Annotated in this window: 15 protein-coding genes; 9 read left to right on the top strand and 6 right to left on the bottom strand. The window is 70.4% G+C overall.

Annotated features, from left to right (window positions below; genetic code table 11):
* Window positions 1-36: 36 nt before the first annotated feature.
* Window positions 37-1,128, top strand: coding sequence for an amidohydrolase family protein (locus Q0C41_RS08520; protein ID WP_291982814.1), 1,092 nt, complete (start codon window positions 37-39; stop codon window positions 1,126-1,128).
* Window positions 1,129-1,178: 50 nt separating this feature from the next.
* Here Q0C41_RS08520 and Q0C41_RS08525 read toward each other — a convergent pair whose 3' ends face one another.
* Window positions 1,179-2,474, bottom strand: a complete 1,296-nt coding sequence (locus Q0C41_RS08525; RefSeq protein ID WP_291982816.1) for a lactate racemase domain-containing protein — start codon at window positions 2,472-2,474, stop codon at window positions 1,179-1,181.
* 58 nt (window positions 2,475-2,532) lie between these two features.
* Window positions 2,533-3,414 carry a GNAT family N-acetyltransferase gene (locus Q0C41_RS08530; protein WP_291982818.1) on the bottom strand — a complete coding sequence of 294 codons (882 nt, stop codon included), beginning with the start codon at window positions 3,412-3,414 and terminating at the stop codon, window positions 2,533-2,535.
* A gap of 75 nt (window positions 3,415-3,489) precedes the next feature.
* On the opposite strand from Q0C41_RS08530, the gene Q0C41_RS08535 reads away from it, so the two are divergent.
* From Q0C41_RS08535 to Q0C41_RS08545, 3 genes are read left to right on the top strand one after another with little or no spacing between them, the layout of a single operon-like run.
* Window positions 3,490-4,539, top strand: coding sequence for an NAD(P)-dependent oxidoreductase (locus tag Q0C41_RS08535; RefSeq protein ID WP_291982820.1), 1,050 nt, complete (start codon window positions 3,490-3,492; stop codon window positions 4,537-4,539).
* A 1-nt stretch (window position 4,540) separates the two neighbouring features.
* Window positions 4,541-5,587 carry a hypothetical protein gene (locus Q0C41_RS08540; RefSeq protein WP_291982822.1) on the top strand — a complete coding sequence of 349 codons (1,047 nt, stop codon included), beginning with the start codon at window positions 4,541-4,543 and terminating at the stop codon, window positions 5,585-5,587.
* Window positions 5,584-7,320 (top strand): amidohydrolase, encoded by a 1,737-nt coding sequence (locus Q0C41_RS08545; RefSeq protein ID WP_291982824.1) that lies wholly within the window; start codon window positions 5,584-5,586, stop codon window positions 7,318-7,320. Before Q0C41_RS08540 ends, Q0C41_RS08545 begins: the two co-directional genes overlap by 4 nt.
* A 143-nt stretch (window positions 7,321-7,463) precedes the next feature.
* Here Q0C41_RS08545 and Q0C41_RS08550 read toward each other — a convergent pair whose 3' ends face one another.
* The 4 genes from Q0C41_RS08550 to Q0C41_RS08565 form a co-directional block, all read right to left on the bottom strand.
* On the bottom strand, window positions 7,464-8,957 hold the full coding sequence (locus tag Q0C41_RS08550; protein WP_291982826.1) for an FAD-binding protein: 1,494 nt from the start codon (window positions 8,955-8,957) through the stop codon (window positions 7,464-7,466).
* A gap of 51 nt (window positions 8,958-9,008) precedes the next feature.
* Entirely contained in the window at window positions 9,009-9,962 is a 954-nt protein-coding gene (locus Q0C41_RS08555; RefSeq protein ID WP_291982828.1) for a hypothetical protein, read from the bottom strand.
* 75 nt (window positions 9,963-10,037) lie between these two features.
* Complete coding sequence (locus Q0C41_RS08560; RefSeq protein ID WP_291982830.1) at window positions 10,038-11,675, bottom strand: hypothetical protein; 1,638 nt, start codon at window positions 11,673-11,675, stop codon at window positions 10,038-10,040.
* A gap of 58 nt (window positions 11,676-11,733) precedes the next feature.
* The gene (locus Q0C41_RS08565) at window positions 11,734-12,879 is read right to left on the bottom strand and encodes a serine hydrolase (protein WP_291982832.1); all 1,146 of its coding nucleotides are present in this window, start codon (window positions 12,877-12,879) and stop codon (window positions 11,734-11,736) included.
* A gap of 273 nt (window positions 12,880-13,152) precedes the next feature.
* Here Q0C41_RS08565 and Q0C41_RS08570 point away from each other — a divergent pair, with 273 nt between their 5' ends.
* From Q0C41_RS08570 to Q0C41_RS08590, 5 genes are all read left to right on the top strand, one after another.
* The gene (locus Q0C41_RS08570; protein WP_291982834.1) at window positions 13,153-13,578 is read left to right on the top strand and encodes a helix-turn-helix domain-containing protein; all 426 of its coding nucleotides are present in this window, start codon (window positions 13,153-13,155) and stop codon (window positions 13,576-13,578) included.
* A gap of 202 nt (window positions 13,579-13,780) precedes the next feature.
* Window positions 13,781-15,556: a hypothetical protein gene (locus Q0C41_RS08575; protein WP_291982836.1), complete on the top strand. Its 1,776-nt coding sequence runs from the start codon at window positions 13,781-13,783 to the stop codon at window positions 15,554-15,556.
* Between the two features lie 126 nt (window positions 15,557-15,682).
* Window positions 15,683-16,231 carry a cohesin domain-containing protein gene (locus Q0C41_RS08580; RefSeq protein ID WP_291982837.1) on the top strand — a complete coding sequence of 183 codons (549 nt, stop codon included), beginning with the start codon at window positions 15,683-15,685 and terminating at the stop codon, window positions 16,229-16,231.
* The gene (locus Q0C41_RS08585) at window positions 16,228-17,235 is read left to right on the top strand and encodes a WG repeat-containing protein (protein ID WP_291982839.1); all 1,008 of its coding nucleotides are present in this window, start codon (window positions 16,228-16,230) and stop codon (window positions 17,233-17,235) included. The genes Q0C41_RS08580 and Q0C41_RS08585 overlap by 4 nt, the downstream gene beginning before the upstream one ends.
* Window positions 17,201-19,909 (top strand): TonB-dependent receptor, encoded by a 2,709-nt coding sequence (locus tag Q0C41_RS08590; protein ID WP_291982841.1) that lies wholly within the window; start codon window positions 17,201-17,203, stop codon window positions 19,907-19,909. Before Q0C41_RS08585 ends, Q0C41_RS08590 begins: the two co-directional genes overlap by 35 nt.
* Window positions 19,910-19,915 lie beyond the last annotated feature (6 nt).

The following is a 19,915-nucleotide window of genomic DNA, read 5'->3' on the forward strand; positions in this document are numbered from 1 at the left end:
CCGTCTCTGAGACTCGGGACCCGTCTCGCACCGCCTATGTCCACGCGTCGTCTTGCCCTCTTCGCCACCGTGTCCCTGACGCTGGCACTCGCGTCACCGTCTGCCCAGGCGCCGGCGCCGCCGCCCGACGTGCCCGGCTTCGAGGCGATGCGCAAGATCGATGTGCACTCGCACGTCTACGAGGACATCCCCGCCGTCGTGGCGATGCTGCGCCGCACCAACACCCGCATCGTCAACATCAGCAATCCCGGCACGGACGGCTTCCTCGAGTTCATGCACCGCGTCAACGTGGGGCTGATCACGGCGCACCCGGATCAGTTCTCGTTCGCCTCGACCTTCGATCTCACCACCCGTCTGCAGCCGAACTACGGCGCGCGGATGGCGGCCGCGCTCGACGAGACCTTCGCGAAGGGCGCCGTGATGGTGAAGATCTGGAAGGAGGTCGGCCTCGAGCTGACGCGGCCCGACGGCACGTTCCTGCTTCCCGACGATGCCAGCCTCGATCCGATCTATGCGCATCTGGCGGCCAGGAAGAAGCCGCTGCTCGCCCACCTCGCGGAGCCGCTGGAGGCGTGGCTGCCACTGAATCCCGATGGGCTGCACTACGGCTACTACTCGCAGAATCCTGAGTGGCATCTGTACGGCAAGGGCGGGTTCCCGAGCCATCAGCAGCTGATGGATGCGCGGGATCACATCCTGGTGAAGCACCCGACCCTGATCGTCATCGGGGCTCACCTCGGCAGCATGGAACATGATGTCGACAAGGTCGCACGACGGCTGGACCGCTACCCGAACTTTCACGTCGAGGTGTCGGCCCGCACCCGCAACCTCACCCGGCAGTCCTCGGCGAAGGTGCGGGCGTTCTTCCTGAAGTATCAGGACCGCATCATGTATGGCACCGACTCGGCGTGGCGGCCGTTCCGCACGCCGGCCACCGTGCCCACCGACGCGCAGCGCGAGGCCTTCGCGGCACGGCTCGAGGCCCAGTACCGCCTCGACTGGGCGTACTACGCCGGCACCGCGCCCCTGGAGTACAACCGCGTGCGCGTGGACGCCCTGGGGCTCCCACGCGACGTGCTGGAGAAGTTCTACTGGAAGAACGCCGAGCGACTGATCGGCGTCAAGTAGCCGCCGGGTCGGCCTCCGACATTCCAGCATTCCGGCATTCCTGTGTCCACCTACGACCCCACCGCCCAGGCGGGCGGGTTGGCGAGGCGGTAGAGCATCTCGCCGGCCTTGCGCACCAGCAGCACCCCCTCGTCCTCACGATTGGCGAACGCCTCGACGTCGATGGTCGCCGGGTCGCGATACCCGAGGTTGATCTGGTGGCAGATGTGTTCCGGGATCTGGCTGGCCACGGTCACCTGGATGCGGCACCGCTCGACGCCGCCCTCGTAGGTGCCGACGCCACGCACGTGTGTCGAGTGCGCGAGCACCCCCCACGGCAGGTGACCGAAGCGGTCCCACTGGCCACGGAAGTAGTCGCGGCAGTGGTAGCCCACCTCCAGCAACAGGGTGCCGTGCGTCACCGAGACCTCGGAGATGTGCGGCGCGTAGATGATCAGTTCGCCGCCGTCGGCCACGACGGGCTCGAGCTTGTACATGCCCTTGCCGCCGGTCCACAGGTCGTCGTACATCGGCGGTACGCACGACAGGACGGTGTGGTACGGCCGGTCCTTGTAGACGATGTGCGTCTGGCGCGAGAGTTCGCTCGCCTCGGTCCACGCGGCTTCCGGTGTGCCGCCGACGATGCCGGCCAGTGAGCCGTCGGGGCGGACCACGAGGCAGAAGCACGTCTTGGGGACAGTCACCAGCGCGCCCGCCGCATCGACCACCTTGCGGACCGGCGTCCACTTGCTGCCGATGATCATCGGGTTGGTGACGACCGCGCCCAGCCAGTGGAAGAAGTTGAGGATGTCCGGGCCACTGACGCCGGGGAACAGGTACTTGTTGCCGCCGGAGAAGCCGACCACCTCGTGCGGGAAGACCGGGCCGATGATGACGATGCGGTCGTAGTCGAGCACACGGCGGTTGATCTCCACCGGGACGTCGATCGAGAAGGCCCCGTCCGTCAGGTCATGGATGCGGTCGGCAGACAGCACTCCCACGCGGCGCAGGGCCGCCGGGTTGTCCCATTCGTGGTTGTAGAACGCCACGTCCCGGTAGGTGCTCTGCCGCTCCGCCAGCGTCATGTCGAGGCGCCGGCAGATGGCCTCCTCCGACATCGGCTGGTGAGTGCCGAGGGCAATCATCACGTCCAGCGAGGCCACGGCACCGGCCAGGTGGTCGTGCAGCAGGCGGAAGACGAGCCCCACCGGCGCCGTGCGTGTGCCGTCGGGCACGATGGCCAGGATGCGCTGCCCGCGACAGGTGTCGGCCGGGCAGGTCCGAGCGAGGACGTCGGCCACCGCGTCGTTCGAGACGGCGGTATCCGGGCGGGCGATGGCAGACAGACTTTGCGAGGCGTCGGTCACGGTAATCGCATGATAGTCGGCCGAGCTGTGTCCAGGGGTAGGGCCGGTTCCCGACGACTCAGCCGAACTCCGGGCCGATGCTGGCGCACAGGCACGTGGCGTCGCCGGACGGACGCCACGGACCGCGATACATCCGGGTGAACGGACGCTCGGCGACGAACCCCAGCGCCTCGACGCCCTGCCGCCAGTCGGGCCGGGCCTCGGCCACGTCGAGCAGGAACGTGTGCGTGGGATGGCGGACCACGCAGGCCTCGACCAGCGCGAGCGCCGCGGGCGTCGACACGGCGTGCAGGGGGCCGAGATGACTCGCCGTGTGGCCAGGCCGACCGAGTACGACGCCGTCGATGCCTCGGGGGCCCTCCGAGACCCAGGCGTACTCCGGGGCGCCTTCGAGCAGCCACGCCAGCATGGCTCGGCGGTCGAGGCCCGTCGCGTGGGCATCGAGCGTCGCGATGGCGTCGAGGTCGCTCGCCTGCGCCGTCCGTACCGACGCCCCCTGCCCGAGCCCGCACGGTGCCGCCGGAGGGCGTCGCATGCGCGTGAGCGCGATATCGGCGGTGAACCCGAGCTTCTGGTACAGCGGTTGCCCGAGCGGGGTCGCATCGAGGCCGACGGTCGCGACGTCACGCACGGAGGCGAGTCCGGCTTCGAGCAGCGCCGTCCCGATGCCGCCGCCACGGCAGGCGGGATCCACGAGGACCATCGCGACCCACGCCAGGGCGTCGGTCGTCGACTGACCGGCGTAGCGCAGCGTGGCCACCGTGCCCACGACGTCACCGGTCGGATCCACGGCGACCGTCGCTCCCCCGGGTGCGAGGCGGAGGAACTGGTCCCAGTCGCGTGCCACCTGATTCCAGTGGCTGAGACGGCACAGCCGCAGGCCGGCCTGCACGTCGTCTCGTGTCATCGCGCGGAGCGAGATCGGCAGGGGGATGCCCACGCCGACAGGCTACTGCCGAAGCCACCCGCGCAGCCAGCCACCGCGCCACGCGGGCCTCGCATAGAATGCGCGCACATGCCCGCGCAGACGCCTCCGTGGCCCTCCTCCATTGCCGACGACGCCCAGCTCGACGACCTGCTCAGCACACCCAGCTCCGAAGCCATCGAGACGATGCGGCACCTCGACGGCGATCTCGTCGTCCTCGGTGTCGCCGGCAAGATGGGCCCGACCCTTGCGCGCATGGCCAGGCGTGCGTCCGATGCTGCGGGCGTGACGCGCCGTGTCATCGGCGTGTCGCGTTTCTCGGAGCCGGCTCACGAGGAGGCCCTGCGGGCGCACGGCGTGGAGACGATCCGCTGCGATCTGCTCGACGAGGCCGCCGTGGCGCAGTTGCCGGACGCGCCGCTCGTGGTCTACATGGCCGGCCGCAAGTTCGGATCCACGGGCCTCGAGTCGCTCACCTGGGCGATGAACACCTGGTTGCCCGCCGTCGTGTGCCGCCGCTACGCCGGCAGCCGGATCGCCGCGTTCTCCACCGGCAACGTCTATGGTCTCTCGCCGGTCGGTCGCGGTGGGTCCACGGAGACGGATGCCGTGGCGCCGGTCGGCGAGTATGCGATGAGCTGCCTTGGCCGCGAACGCATGTTCGAGTACGTCAGCCGCAGCGCGGGGACGCGCGTCAGCCTGCTGCGCCTGAACTACGCCACCGAGATGCGGTACGGCCTGCTGGTCGACCTCGCGCGCAAGATCGCGGCGGGCACGCCCATCGATCTCTCGATGGGGCACGCCAACGTCATCTGGCAGGGCGACGCCAATGCGATGTCGCTCGTCGCCCTGGCGCACGCGGCCTCGCCCCCCTACGTCGTCAACATCGCCGGGCCCGACGAACTGTCGGTCCGGGAGGTGTGCGTGGCACTCGGGGCACGTCTCGGGCGCCCGGTGACCTTTACCGGCACCGAGGCCGGCGACGCGTTGCTCAGCAACGGGGCGCGTGGCTGGTCCGACCTCGGGCAGCCGCAGGTGGGCCTCGCGCAGTTGATCGACTGGACGGCCGACTGGGTCTCGCGCGGCGGCGCCAGCCTCGGCAAGCCGACCCACTTCGAATCGCGAGACGGGAGATTCTGACGTGAACGCTGCGGTACGCACTGCCCTCGACCGTGGGCTCGTGATTCCGGCTCACCCCCTGGCCCTGACGCCGGATGGACGCTTCGACGAACGTCGGCAGCGCGCCCTGACGCGGTACTACGTCGCGGCCGGTGCCGGTGGCCTGGCCGTCGGCGTGCACACGACGCAGTTCGCCATCCGGCGGCCGGAGGTGGGACTCTTCGCGCCCGTGCTGACCCTGGCACGGGAGGAACTCGATCGGGCCGATGCGGCGCGCGCGACGCCGCTGGTCCGCATCGGCGGCGTGTGTGGCGACACCGCGCAGGCCTGCGCCGAAGCCGACCTGCTCGTGTCGCTCGGCTACCACGCGGGGCTCCTCAGCCTCGCCGCCCTGGCCGACGCGACCGACGACGTGCTCGTGGCGCATTGCGAGGCGGTGGCCGCCCGCATCCCGGTGATCGGCTTCTACCTGCAGCCCTCGGTCGGCGGGCGCCGCCTGTCGTACACCTTCTGGCGTCGCTTCGCCGAGATCCCCGGCATCATCGCCATCAAGATCGCGCCCTTCAATCGCTACCAGACGCTCGACGTGGTGCGGGCGGTGATGGACGCCGGCCGCGACGACATCACGCTCTACACCGGCAACGACGACAACATCGTGGCCGACCTCGTGACGGCATTCCCCGATGGCACGGGTCGCGTGCGGCGGATTGCCGGAGGACTGCTCGGGCACTGGGCCGTGTGGACCTCAGGCGCCGTGGACCTGCTGGCGCAGTGTCAGGCGGCGTCCCGGGCCGCGTCGGTGCCGGCGAGCCTGCTGACCGCCGGCGTCGAGGTCACCGATGCCAACGCGGCCTTCTTCGATGCCGCCAACGGCTTTGCCGGCTGCATCGCCGGCCTTCACGAGGTGCTGCGCCGGCAGGGCCTGCTCGAGACCACGCGGTGCCTCGATGCGCACGAAGTCCTGAGCCCGGGCCAGGCCGACGAGATCGATCGCGTGTACCGCACGTATCCCCATCTCGCCGACGACGCCTTCGTCGCGGCCCATCTGGACGAGTGGCTCGGGGCGTGACGTCGGTCGTCCTGGCGTGGCTGGCCGCCGGGACGATCGTGATCGGCGGCGCGGCGGTGCGTGCCGGGCAGCAGGTTGCCGCGGCGGAACCCGCCGACCTGATCGTGCTGAACGGGAAGGTCGTCACCGTCGATGCGCGCGCGTCGGTCGCCGAGGCCGTCGCCATTCGTGGGGGGCGCATCATCGCGGTTGGTGACGCCGCGTCGGTCCGTGCGCGGACCGGCCCGGCGACGCGGGTCATCGACGCCCGCGGCCGCACCGTCATCCCGGGGCTGATCGACAGCCACGTCCACGCGCTGGGCGCGGCCCCGGTCGAGGCCGTGCGTCCGTTCCGCACGCTGTCGTCGGTCGGTGACCTGCAGGCGTGGCTGCGCGACGAGGCACGGCGGGCGCCGGGGACGGGCTGGATCTGGAGCCCACGCGTCTATCCGACGCGCCTCGCGGAAGGGCGCTTTCCGACCCGCGCGGAACTCGACGCCGCCGTGCCAGACCGACCGGTGGTGGCCGATGGCGCCTATGCCTTCGTGCTGAACACGGCCGCCCTGCGCACGGCCGGTATCACGGCGACATCAGCCGATCCCGCGGGTGCGCAGGTCGTGCGCGATCCCGGCGGCGAACCGACCGGGCTCGTGCGCAACGCGCGCAGCGTCCTGGCGCGGTACCTGCCCCCGGCCACGGACGCCCTCCCGCTGGATCAGATCGAGGCGCTGCACCGCGTGTACCTGCAGTCGGGCATCACCAGCGTGGTCGAGCGCGGCGGCACCGTGGAGGGCTATCGCGCGTACGAGGCGTTGAAGACGACCGGGCGTCTGCACGTCCGCGCGACCGTCACCCTGATGCTGCCCGCCGGTCTGCAGCCCGCCGACGCGGACCGCGTCATCGCGTCGCTGCCGCTGCAGCCGGGCCAGGGTGACGACCGATTGAAGGTGGGGCCGCTGAAGCTCACGGTCGACGGCGGCATCCTGCTGGGCACCTCGTTCATGCGGGAGCCGTACGGGCAGTCGTCTCGTGCGCTCTACGGCGTCCAGGACGCGCGGTACCGCGGGTTCCTCTCGACCACGCCCGACGTCATCCATGCGGGGATCAAGGCTGGCCACGCGCGCGGCTGGCAGATGACGGCGCACGTCACTGGTGATGCCGGGGTCGATGTGGTCCTCGACGCCTTCGAGGCCGCCCAGCGCGCGCACCCGCGCGCCGACCCGAGGCACACGCTCATTCACGCCTACTTTCCGACACCCGAGGTGGCGCACCGCGTCGCGACCCTCGGCGTGCTCGTGGACACCCAGCCGGCGTGGCTGTTCAAGGATGGCGACGCCCTGAGGGCCGCGCTCGGGCCCCAGCGCCTGGCGCGCTTCATCGGCGTGCGGACGTGGCGCGACGCCGGGGCACGCGTCGCCATCAACACCGATCACATGTTCGGGGCCGATCGCGACACCGCGATGAATCCGTTCAATCCGTTCCTGACGATGGCGACGGCGGTGAGTCGCCGCACGGAGTCGGGGCAGGTCGTCGGGGCAGGGGAGCGCGTGACGCGCGACGAGGCCCTGCGCATGATGACCATCGACGCGGCTGCGCTGAGTTTCGACGAGGCCGACCGCGGTTCGATCGAGGTCGGCAAGCTTGGCGATCTCGTCATCCTCTCCGACGACCTGCTGACCGTGCCCGAGGCGCGGCTTCGCACGATCACGGCCGACATGACCATCGTCGGCGGCGTCGTCGTCTTCGAAAAGTAGGCCCGCATGGGAGGGCCCGCATGGGAGGGCCCGCATGGGAGGGCCCGCATGGGAGGGCCCGCATGGGAGGGCCCGCTCGCCGAGCGGGCCGCATGCGCGGACGCCTCGGCGAAGCCTCCCTCCCAGGTGACCCGTGGTGCGCGTCAGGCGGGCTGGACGTTGGCGTTGAGCCGGAACAGGTTGTTCGGGTCGTACTGCGACTTCACGGCGACCATGCGCGGGAAGTTCTCGCGGTAGTTCGCGTTGAGCACGGCTCGCGACTCGTCGTTGACCTCGTTGATGTAGAAGCCGCTCGTGAGGGGCTCGATGGTCGCCCAGTACTTGCGCGCCCACCCCATGTGCGGGGCGCCATCGTCGCCAACCTTCCAGGACACGGCGGCCATCAGCGCATGCTGCGCGTGCCGGTGCGGGAAGGCGCAGGAGCCGACCGGCTGGCGGCCAATCGCGCCGCCGGCGTGCTGCGTTAAGACGGCGGTGGATCTGGCCGCATGGCCCTCGAAACCGTCCACGATGCCGGCAATCAGGCGCTCGTCGATGCCGGTCGTGAAGCCGCTCTTCATGTACTCGCCCATCGTCCGGACGTCGGAGTAGTCGCCCGAGCGCTGGAAGTCGACGTAGCGCTGTGCCTTGATGGTGTTGGCCGTGGGCGTGCCCAGCGTGCGCAGCGGGGCGAGGTCCCGGTCGGCGTGGTCGCCGCAGTAGCACACGTGCAGCAGTGCGACGCCGTCCTTGCCCCCCGGCGGCTGCGCCATCACGAAATCGACGTACAGGGCGTCTGGCGCCCGCTGCGACCACTCCGCGTAGAAGCGGAGGACCTCACGCGCCCGGGCGATCGGGAAGACGACTTCGCCGGCCGTGACCGTGCCGGCGAAGGGGTGCAACTGGAACTCGAAGCTGGTCACCACGCCGAAGTTGCCGCCGCCACCCCGCACCCCCCAGTACAGGTCGGCGTGTTCCTGCGCGTCAGCGTGACGCACGCGGCCATCGGCCGTCACGACATCGACGCCGACGACGTTGTCGACGGCGAGGCCGTAGGTCCGTGCCAGTCGGCCGAAGCCGCCGCCGGTCGTCAGTCCGCCGACGCCCGTGTGCGACACGGTGCCGAGTGGCGTCACCATGCCGTGCGCCGCGGCTTCGTGGTCGACGAGCCCAAGCAGCGTGCCCCCTTCGACGTAGGCCCGCCTGGCCCTGGCATCGACGCGCACGCTGCGCATGCCGGACAGGTCGATCTGCATCCCCTTGTCGCAGGTGGACATGCCCGAGAAGCTGTGGCCGCCGCACTTGACCGCGACCAGCAGGCCGTGCGCGGCGGCGAAGTGCACCGCGCGGCTCACGTCGGCCGCACCCGTCGGCTGCACGATGAGTGCCGGTCGTCGGTCGATGGCCGGATTGAGCACGCGTCGGGCGCTGTCGTAGCCGGCCGAGTCCGCGAGCAGCACCGGGCCGCGCAGGCTCGCCGCCAGGTCCTTGATGGCCGAGGCGGGCAGCGTGACGGCGCGGCCGTCGCCACGGATGGCCTCCAGATCGCCGGCGGCCTTCGCGGCCGTCTGGTACAGCGTGGCCAGCGCGGGCCGCGCCGCCAGGGGCATGAGGCCCGCGGCGGCAGCAGCCGACCGCAGGAAGTGTCGTCGATGCATGGAGTGCCTCCAGACGACCTAACGACGAGGGGGACCGGTGCGAACGCCGCGCTACTCGAGCGCGGGCAGGTGCGCGAGATGGCCCTGACTGGCGGCCCACACCACCGCCGCGCCCAGCACCAGCAGCACGAGGCCGAAGAGCGCCACGGCGATGGCCGAACTCGGCAGGGCGGTGTTGCGGCGCAGCAGGGGCGCGGGCCCGCCGGTCACCATCGTCAGCGGCGACCCGCCGAGGCCGCCGGGGTCGGGACCGAGCACGCGACGGTCGGGCAGCCAGTGTCCGGCCGCAGACACGGTGGCGCCCACGGGAAGCACGTGTTCCTCGAACCGGAGCGTTGCGGCATCAGGCGACGTGTTGGCCCGGTGCCAGTCGCGGCGCAGGCCTGCCTGCGCGTTGCCGACACGATCGCCGACCATCGTGCCGAAGAGCGAGACGACCTCGGCGCCGGCGACCTCGTCGAACGGCGTGGCGGCGAGGTAGGTCCGCGTGCGCTCGATGGTCGCGCTCGACCGGTCGCGGTTGGGCTCGTCGACGAAGTCCGGCATCCCCACGACGCGGACGGCGCGCGCGTCGGTGTCGATGGTGAAGGGCTGACAGGCATAGCCTCCCCAGTAGACCGTCGTGCGCCGGCGGTCACCCACCGCCACGCGGGCGCGTTTGTAGAGGCGGTACTGGTAGGCGACGCACTCGGTGCCGGAGAGCGGGGCACGCAGCGCGGCGCCCTCCGCACGCACGGTGCCGGTGACCAGCATCGGACCGCCCTCGGCGGGCGGTTCACCCGTGGCCGCCCGTGCCAGCAGGGCGCCGCGCGAGCTGTCGCCCTGTCCATACCCGCGCAGCAGGTGGAAGACGTTCGAGGCGCCGAGCACCAGCAGGGTGGCCGCGACCAGGCCGACCCACGGCCGCAACGCGGCCGCGACGTGCGCGCCGGTGGCCTGGTCGATGCCAATCGTGAGCCCCACGATGAGGACCAGGTGCGCCAGGCAGCCGAGTGCCTTCGTCATGCGGTCCACTCCGGCGTGCGACGATCCTGTGGGCAGAACATCAGGGCCTCAGTCCTTCTGGTGAACGACGCGGCATCACTGCGGGTCGAGGGTGCGGTGACCGTAGGGGGGCGGACCGACCGGCGCAATCGTCCACGTGCCGGCCTCGAAGCGCTCGCCCTGCATCAACTCCGAGCCGAGCCGCAGCCGCGGTGTGCCCGTGCCCCCGCTGACGCGGTACAGCCAGTTGGGCTCGACCACGAACCACTCCGGGAACTCGTTCAGGCGCACGTAGTTCTTCGCGAGATTGATCACACGGCGGTGCCGCGCGACATCGAACTGCAGGCGCACGGCCGCGACGCCGCCCACGTGCAGGCGCACACCGTCGCCTTCTCGCACCGCACCGAGCTGCAGGCCAGGGGCCTTCTCGGCCGGCATCACCCCCTGGCTCTTCATCAGCGCGTAGAGCAGGAGCGTGCGATTGAAGTTGCCCTCGCCGTACCAGTCCTCGAGGTGCCCGTCGGCCCGCTGCATGTCGAGCATCACCGCGATCTCGGACTCGATCCACGCGAGGGCTTCGGGCACCGGCTCGCGATTCACCAGATAGATGGCGCTCTCGATGGCGTCGGCATATCCGTCGAAGGAGCCGAGCGGCAGGTTGGCCGACGGCGGGCGCGGTTCCCAGACGTGGCGACGATACGTCGGCAACTGTCCCAGCACGCGGCGCACCGCGTCCCGATACGTCGCCTCGCCGGTCACCTGGTAGAAGGTGTACATCGCGCCGTAGACGTAGCCCCAGTTGTCGGACAGGCCGTCGTTGCTGGGGGCGAGCGTGCGGGCGTCCACCTGGTTGTACAGCATGCCGTCGGCATTGGCCGAGGCGAGGATGCGGTCGAGCATGGTCCTGACGGCCGCGCCGTAGCGAGCGGCGCGATCGGAGGCCAGGTCGGACTCGAGGGCGTACAACAGCGTCAGGCCGACCACCAGTTCGTTGCCGTGGTCGCGCAGTCGCAACTGGGCCTCGCCGGTATGCGTGGTGAAGTCCCACTTCGTCGAGGGCACGCCGAAGTTGCCCGGCAGCACCTCCTCGACGTAGGCATCGGCGATGCCGCGGGCCCAGGTCAGATAGCGGGGATCGCCGGTCATCGTCGACAGGCGCACGAGCACCTGGAGGAAGTCGCCGTTCAGTTCGCCGTCGGCCGCCGGGAGCCTGCCCCAGCGAGTGGCGATCGGCGCACGGTCCATCGCGTCGGCGATCATGTCGGCCATGCGGTAGAACCACGGAGTGCGGCCGAGCAACTCGGTCACCGTGATGAGGCCGTCCTTGGCGTACTCGCCAGCGCCGAACAAGCTGGCAGGCCCCAGCGTCCGTGTGGCGAGGTCGTAGTTGCCCGGCACCGATCCGGACGCCGTCGTGTAGCGGACCTCGTTGCGCAACATCTCCAGCATCTTCCCGTCGTAGAGCGGCGGGTCGGTCAGCTTCGCCGTGAGGATCAGATACGGATAGAGGTCGGCGGCGAAGTTGTGCGGCGTCGCGACGCGGGCCTCGCCGGTCACCCGGTCCGGCATCAGCGTGGTGGTCGGGTCGGCCGCGCGCAGCCACGCGTGCAAGGTGCGCTCGGCGGCGGCCATCGCGCGGGCATACGCCGCGCCATGCTGCTCCGGCGTCTGCGCGCGGCACGGCGTGGCAGCAAGCACGCTACTGGCAAGCAGGCAGCAGATCACCACACGCATCTCGTCTCTCCTCGAAGTGCGGCCCCAGTTGTAGCACGGGTTCGCGCGGCCCGTGGGTCTAGCGGATGGCGGCGATCACCCTCCGGACGACCTCGGCCTCGTTGCCCTGCTGCCACCGCAGCACGACGACGAGGTCGTGCTCGGGCGAGACCGTGATCGTGTTGCCGCCGGCGCCGCGGGCCGAGTAGGCAGTGCGGGGCAGGCCGGGGAGGTTCGAGCCCTTCGTGTTCAGCCACCACAGATAGCCGTAGTCGGGGCCGTGCGCGCTCGGCGTCAGCGCCTCCTTCACGAAGGCGCTCGGGACGATCTGCCGGTCGCCCCATCGTCCCTCACGCAGCCACAGGTAGCCGACGCGTGCCAGGTCCCAGGCGTCGATCCACATGCCGCCGCCCCAGCGCGTTCCCCCACTGACCGAGGCCATGCGCACCCCATCGACGTCCACGTAGCTGTTCACGTACGGGACCCACTTCCAGGACGACGAGGCGCCGATCGGATCCATGACGTCGGTGCGGAACACGTCGGGGACGGGGCGCCCGAACGTGCGCAGCAGCGACAGGGCGAAGCGATTGATCCGCACGTCGTTGTACTCGTAGAACGTCCCCGGCGGCTGCAGGGACCGCGGCGCTCGCGCGCCTTCGCCGAAGGCGGCGCGGCCGATGAAGTCGTGGGACTTGCCCCAGAGCTCGCCTTCCCACTCGCTCTCCTGCTGCAGGTGCATCTTCCAGGTGACCTGCGCATTGCGTGGCGAGTCGTAGCCGCCGTCCCTGACCGTCCGGCCCACCGGCGCGTCGACCATGAGTCGTCCCTCACGCACGGCCACGCCCGCGACGGTGGCGAGCAGGCTCTTGGCGACCGAGTACGTGGGGTCCACGCTCGTGGGATCGCCGAACGTCGCCACGACGTAGCCCTTGTAGATGACCAGCCCGTTGGTCGCGGCTCGACGCGTCGGCACCGAGCCGAGCAACGTGCCGAAGATGCGCTCCTGATCAGAGAAGTCCATCGCGCGTGTGGAGTCGCGTCCCTGTGCGAAGCGGATGGCCTCGGCCAGCGCCATGGGGTCCATGCCGAGTGCGGCCGGCGATTGGGGCTCCCACGCACCAGCGGGTGGGAAGTACGGCGACGGCGGGGCTTGCGCATCCAGGCGCGACGTGAGACTGACGACGGCCGCAAGGACGGCACAGACGACGAGGCGTGTGATCACCATGTGGCGACATCCTACCCGTCTTCGTGCGACCTTTTCGCCACACTGTGAAGGCTGCGCACCGCTGGCGTGTGACCAGGACGCCCCACCTCGTCACGACTTGTACGGTTCGTGTATCGATGCCGTTGTAGTGAGTGGTCCCTGCAGCGCATCGTCAGTCAGGCCGACCCGGAAGTCAGCCTGTGCCGCCCTGCTCAGACAAAAGGCATCAGGGGCGGCGACTCGCAGTGGACACCGATCAGCGGCCTGTCTGGCTGTCCCGAAAGTAGATACGTCATGCGTCGTGGTGTCTTGCTGTTCACCCTTGCTGCCGACCAGCGTGCGCTGCTCGAGCACTGGGTGCGTTCCGGCACGATGGCGCAGCGCATCGTGCGTCGCAGCCGCGTGGTGCTGGCCCTGGAGGGGCACGGCGTGCGCGAGACCGCGGCGATCGTCGGCGTGAGCCCGCGGACGGTGACGCTGTGGCGGCGCCGCTTCCTCGAGGGCGGTCCTCCGGCGCTCGCGCACGATGCGCCCGGCCGCGGCCGGAAGTCCCGACTGGCGGGCGCGGGGCGGGCGCAGTTGTGGGAGGCGCAGGCGCAGGCGATGGCGGCCGGCCATTGCAGCGTGCGGGCCCTCGCGGCGGCGCTCGGGGTGAGTCGGTCGGCCGTGCACCGCGCCCTGCACAAGGCCGACGCGGATGGTGGGACACGGGACGCGTAAGCCATGTAGAACCTTATTTCGGGACGGGGCACGCGACGGACGCCGTCGTGTCATGGCGTCCGGTTTGCACTCGAAGCACCGGACCTGTCCAACGGTCCGTTCATGTCACAGCAGGTCGTCCGATCGTCGAGGGAAGGAGTAGCGCTCCATGGGTCTTGTCCGAGCTCTTGCGAGGAAGTGCACTGCCGGGGTCGTCCTTGGCATGTCCGCCACCGTGGCCCTGGGGGTGGCGCTGCTGTCGCCGACGCTGGGCGCCGCCGGGTTCATCGGGGCCAACAAGCTCTATACGACGGATGCCGATTTCGACCGGGGCACCCTGTTCAACGTGAACTACGACGCACCGGGGTCGAACCAGCTTCAGATCAGCGCCCAGCGGACCACGCTGCCGACGATGTGGATTGCCAATGCCGGCGAGGACACGGTCTCGAAGATCGACACCGCGACGGGGCGCGAGCTCGCGCGCTATCGCACCGGGTTCGGGCCCGCCGGCCAGACCGGCCACGTCAATCACCTCGGGAACGCCTATGCCGGGGCGGCGCCATCGCGGACCGCGGTCGACACGGACGGCAACGTCTACATCGCCAATCGTCGCTTCGACGGGCGCCGGGTCGAGGTCTTCAAGATCCTGGCGTCGGGCGGCATCGACCGCAATCTGAACGGCGTCATCGACACCTCGTCCGATCTCGACAACAACGGGGTGATCAGCGTGGCCGAGACACGGCCGCTCGGCGATCTCGACGGTGACAACCAGGTGGATGTGGCGGAACTCACCGACGAGCGCATCGAGTGGGTGGTGCAGGTCGGCCCGGCCAACGGGCTCGGTCGGTCGCTCTGCCGCGACGGCGACGGCAACATCTGGGTGGGGATGTTCAACAGCCTGCAGTACTACAAGTTGGCGCCTGACGACGGTGCCCTGCTCGCGGGGCCGATCTCCTCGGGCTCGAACTCCCCCTACGGCTGCCTGGTCGACGGCAACGGGACGCTGTGGGGCGCGTCGCTCGGCTCGACGCTGCTCGAGCTGAACACCTCGACCAACGCGCTGGTCAACGTCTGGAGCCACGCGGCGTTCGGCAGTGACTACGGCATCGCCATCGGCAACAACCGGGTGTACCAGGCCCTCAGCTCGGGCTGCTCGTTCGTCACCTTCAATCCGGCCACCGACACGTTCAGCTCGATTGCCTCCGCCTGCTTCGCGGCGCTGGGCATTGCCGTCGATTCTGGCGGCAACATCGTGGCCGGGAACTGGGGATCGGGCGGCGTGACGAAGTTCTCGCCCGCGGGAGCCGTCCTGTGGTCGGCGCCGGCGCAGCCGGGTACGGGCGAGGTGCGCGGCGTGCAGGTGGATGCGGCTGGTGACGTGTGGTTGATTCATCGCACGTCGGCCAATCTGTCGAAGTATCGCGGCACCAACGGCGCGGCGCTCGGGGTGTTCCCCATCGGCAACCAGCCCTACACCTACTCCGACGCGACGGGCATCTCGGCGTTCTCGACCACCAATCCCCTCGGACGCTGGACGGTGGTGCAGGACAGCGGCACCGCCGGCAACGTGTGGGATCGCATCGCGTGGAACAGCGAAGCGCAAGGCAGCGAGCCGGCCGGCACCAGCATCCAGGTCGAGGCCAGGACGGCCGACCTCGAGGCCAATCTGGCCAGTGCCACCTTCGCGCCCGTGACCAACGGCGCCGCGCTCACCCAGGTCGGGCGCTTCATCGAGGTGCGCGCCACCCTGCGCACCGACGATGCCGCCGTCACGCCGGTGTTGTCCGACCTGCTCGTGGCCACGCGCGTCACCGTCACGGCCTGTGACGTCGACCGCGACAGCGACATCGACAGCGCCGACCTGCTGCTGATTCGCCAGGGCGCCGGGCAGACGCCGACGGCGAGTGATCCGCGCGACGCCAACAACGATGGTCGCATCAACGTGGCCGACACCCGGTACTGCACGCTGCGTTGCACCCGCGCCAGCTGCGCCCAGTAACGCCCATCACCGCTGGCCGGCGTCGCGAGGCGCCGGCCCTTTCAGAGGGTTCAGATGACCATGACACGCATGTGGAGCATTGCCGCCGGAATGGTGGTCGCTTGTGGCCTTGCCGGGAGCCCGGTGATGGCGGCACCTATCGTCTACGTTTCCCCCACCCAGCAGGATGCGACGGCCGGCGATCCCGTGTTCGTCGACATCGAAGTGGCCGGCCTCACCGAGGCCACGGGCGGATTCAGCTTCTTCGTCAGCTTCAACAGCGCGTACCTGCAGGCCGTGAACTACACCGTCGGCGCAGGCCTCGGTGCGGTGACGGACTTCAGCGGGCCGGTGGTCCCGGCGGGGCCCTTCGACCTGTACGTGTTCTCGATCGAGGATCCCGCCGACCTGCCAGCCCTGCAGGGCGCGTCGTTCACGCTCGCCCGCCTCGAATTCCTGGCCGTGGCCAACGGCCTGAGCCCGGTGACGCTCTCTGATGTCGTCCTCTCGAACGCCGACGGCTCCGCCACGCTGGACCTCGGCGGCGTGCGCAACGGCAGCGTGTGTGTCGGCGGCAACTGCGTGGTGCCCGAGCCGGGCTCGATGATGCTGCTCGCGGTCGGTGCCGTCGCGGCGGCGTACCGTGCCCGCGCCACGGCGCGTCGGCGCACGACCGACGGGAGCCGCCGCCCATGAGAGGCGGGTGGGCCCTCGCGCTCGCGGCGCTGCTCGTCGCCCTTCCGGCGACGACGTCGGTGTCGGGTACGGACGTCGAGGCGCGCTATCGCATCGAGGTCTCGGGGCGCGTCGGGTTCATCGATCGGGCGGGGCAGGTCCGCGTGCCGCCGACCTACACCGCCGCCAGTCCGTTTGCCGACGGCCTCGCGGCGGTGCGGGTCGGAGCGAAGTGGGGCTACATCGATCCGCAGGGGCGCGAGGTGCTGCCGCCGCAGTTCGATGTCGCTGGCGACTTCATGGAGGGACGGGCGGCGGTTCGCGTCGATGGTCGCTCGTCGATCATCGACCGGCAGGGCCGCGTGGTCCTGGCGTCGCCGTCCTTTGGTGAAATCTCGGTCCTCCGGGAAGGTCGGCTGCCGGTCAAGATCGGCCGTGTCTGGGGCTTCATCGATGCCGATGGCACCACCGTCGTGTCCGAGAAGTACTCGGCGGCCCTGCCGTTCTCCGAGGGACTTGCGGCGGTGGCGGAGTCGGGCCGGTGGGGCTTCATCGACCGGGCCGGGCAGATGGTGGTGCCGCCCACGTACGACCGCGCGGGCCGGTTCAGCGGCGGCCTCGCCCCGGTGATGACCGAGGCGGGCTGGGGCTACGCCGATCGGTCGGGCGCGGTGGTCATCGCCCCGGTCTATCGCGGCGCCGAGCCGTTCTCCGAGGGACGTGGTCGTGTCGCGATCTTCGACGCGGAGGGTGTGCCGCGTCACGGGTTCGTCGATCGGACCGGCGCGCTGGTGATTCCGACCAGCCTGACCTACGCCGGCGATTTCCACGACGGGCGTGCGGTCACCCGCGTCGGCGATCGCTTCGGCTACCTCGACGCGGCCGGCCGCGTCGTCATCGCGGCCCGGTTCGACTGGGCGGCCGACTTCTCGAACGGACTCGCCCTGGTCAAGTGGACCGAGGGCGGCACCGTACGACAGGGGTACATCGATGTGGATGGCGCGTTCTCCTGGAAGACGCCCTGACGCGATCCTGATCCTGCTCGCGCTGCTGGCCGGTGTCACACCGGCCAGCAGCGCGCCGATCGCCATCAAGGGCGACGTGCGGGACGGCTCTGGTGCCGCGATCGTCGGCGCCGACGTCGTGATTCTCACGGGGGCCGACATCGAGGTCGCGCGCGTGACCAGCGATGCCGCTGGCGCGTTCGAGGCGGAGTGCCCCGAGGCCACCGGCTGCGTGGTGGTGGTGCAGGCACGCGGTTTCGCCGGGCGTCGCACGCTGGTGCGGCCGTCGGACCTGGGCGCCTCCGCCGTCGTCGTGCTCGAGCCGCAGGGCGTCACGGAGCGCGTCACCGTGACGCCGATGCCGGGCGCCTCGCAGACGACGCTCGAAACGCCGCGGCACGTGACGACACTCGAGAGCGGCGAATTGGCGTCGCGCCTGTTCGTCACGCTGCCCGAGGCCATGCGGGGGCTGGTCGGCGTCAGCGTCCAGCAGACCTCCACCAGCCAGGGCTCGCCGTTCGTGCGGGGCATGACCGGGCAGCACGTCGTGACGCTGCTCGATGGCGTGCGCTTCAACACTGGCACCTTTCGTCCCGGGGCCAACCAGTACCTCGCATTCATCGACCCGAACACCGTGGATCGCATCGAGGTGATGCATGGCCCGAGCTCGGTGGAGTACGGGTCCGACGCCCTCGGCGGGACGATTCAGGTGGTGTCGCGCCGGGCGGGCGGAGGCGGCGACCACTTCGGTGTGCAGGGCGGTGGTGCGGTGACCGGTTCGTCGGCCGATCGGTTGGCGAGCGCGACGAGCTTCGTCACCGGGGGCGTCCGCGGCTGGAGTTTCCTCCTCGACGCGAGCGCATCGTCGGCGGGCGATCGACGGGCGGGCGGCGGCGACGACTCCAGGTCGGTCGCCACTCGCCTGCTCGGCCTGCCCTCGTCGGTGCTCGGGTCGCGCCTGAACCAGACCGGGTTTCGGCAGACCGGCACCACGGCCAAGGTCGCGATTCGCCCCACCACCTCGGACGCCTTCTCGGCGCAGTACATCCGTGGCGAGCAGCGTGGCGCCAGCCGCTACGACCAGCTGGACGGCGGGCTCGGCAATCTCGTCCACTTCTTCGATCCGCAGACGCTCGATTTCGCCGTGGTGCGTTACGACCGCGTCGGCCTCGGCGTGATCGACACGCTGTCGGCGCGGGTGTCGATGAATCAGCAGCGGGACGACCGTGCGTTCCAGAACGTCAACAACAACCGGGCGGGCCTGTTGTCGGCGCGAACCGACGAGCGCAACCGCACGCGCGTCTTCGGCTATCAGGTGACCACGGCGTCCATCTGGGCGCGACACGCCGTCAGCCTCGGCGCCGAAGTCTACGACGAGCGCGTCGATGCCCAGCGCCTCGAGCGCCGCTACGATCCGCTGTCGGGCGGTTTCGACGCCGGTGTGCCAGTGCGCGCCCGCTTCCCCGATGGCGCGGGGTACCGCACCGTCGGCCTGTTCGTCCAGGATGGGTTCGCGCTCCTTCCCGATCGTCTGCATGTCTCGCTCGGTGGGCGATACAGCGGCTACGCCTACAGTCAGCCGGCGTCGGGGACCACCCCGGCCGCGATGGTGCCGGCGTTCGAGACGGCCGCGGGCCAGTGGACCGGCGCGGCGAGTGTGGTGCTCCGTCTGCGCGAGGGACTCGTGGCCACGGCTGGCGTCAACCGCGGCTTCCGCGCCCCGAACGTCAACGACTTCGGCAGCATCGGCGTGTCCGGGGCCGGGTTCGAGGTGTCACCCGAGGAAGGCGTGCGGCTCGGCGGGCGATCGATCGAGTTCGGCGCGGTCGGTCTCGACGGCGCCCGGCGCGTCGAGACGCTGCGGCCCGAATCCCTGACCAGCTACGAGGTCGGCCTCAGGGCGCAGGGACGACGCGTGAGCGGCACGGTGTCGGCCTTCCATGCCGACGTCACCGACTTCATCACCCGCAGCGTGCTGGTGCTCGATCCCGCGCCGCTCGGCACGCTGATCGGCGGCCAGCCGATGACGCGGCAGGATGCGCTCGGAGCGACCTACACCTCGCTGGCCAGCACGCCGGTCTTCGTGCGGACCAACGGCGGGCATCTGCGCATGAGGGGCGTCGAGGGCACGGTGGACGTGTCGGTCACGTCCACGCTCTCGGCACACGCCAACGTGGCCGCGGTGCGCGGCACCGATGTCGCCACAGGACGGGCGCCGGGCCTCGAGAACGGCATTCCGCCCCTGCACGGGTACGCCAGCCTGCGGTGGCAGCCCCGCAAGGGACGCGCCTCCCTCGAGGCGTACACCATGTTTGCCGCGTCGCAGGGCCGCCTGTCGGGCAACGACCTGGCACAGGCTCGCATCGGCGGCATGCGCACGGCCGACGAGATCCGCAACTTCTTCAACAACGGCGCGGTGGCGCGCGGACTCGTCAGTCAGGGTGTGCTCTCGGCGACCGGCGAAACGGCGGACCAGGTGATCGTGCGTGTCCTGGGACCGTCTCGCCTGCCGTCGCCGATGTACACCGCGCATCCGGGGTTCTCGACGCTCAACCTCCGAGCCGGCTGGCGAGCGGCCTCGTGGTCCACGGTGCTGTTTGCCGAGAATCTGCTCGATCGCAACTACCGCATCATGGGCTCGGGCGTGGACGCACAGGGCTTCAACGTCGGCATCAGGCAGAGCGTCACGTTCTGAGGCGTC

Source organism: Luteitalea sp. (genome assembly GCF_022842525.1).
Classification (GTDB): domain Bacteria; phylum Acidobacteriota; class Vicinamibacteria; order Vicinamibacterales; family Vicinamibacteraceae; genus Luteitalea.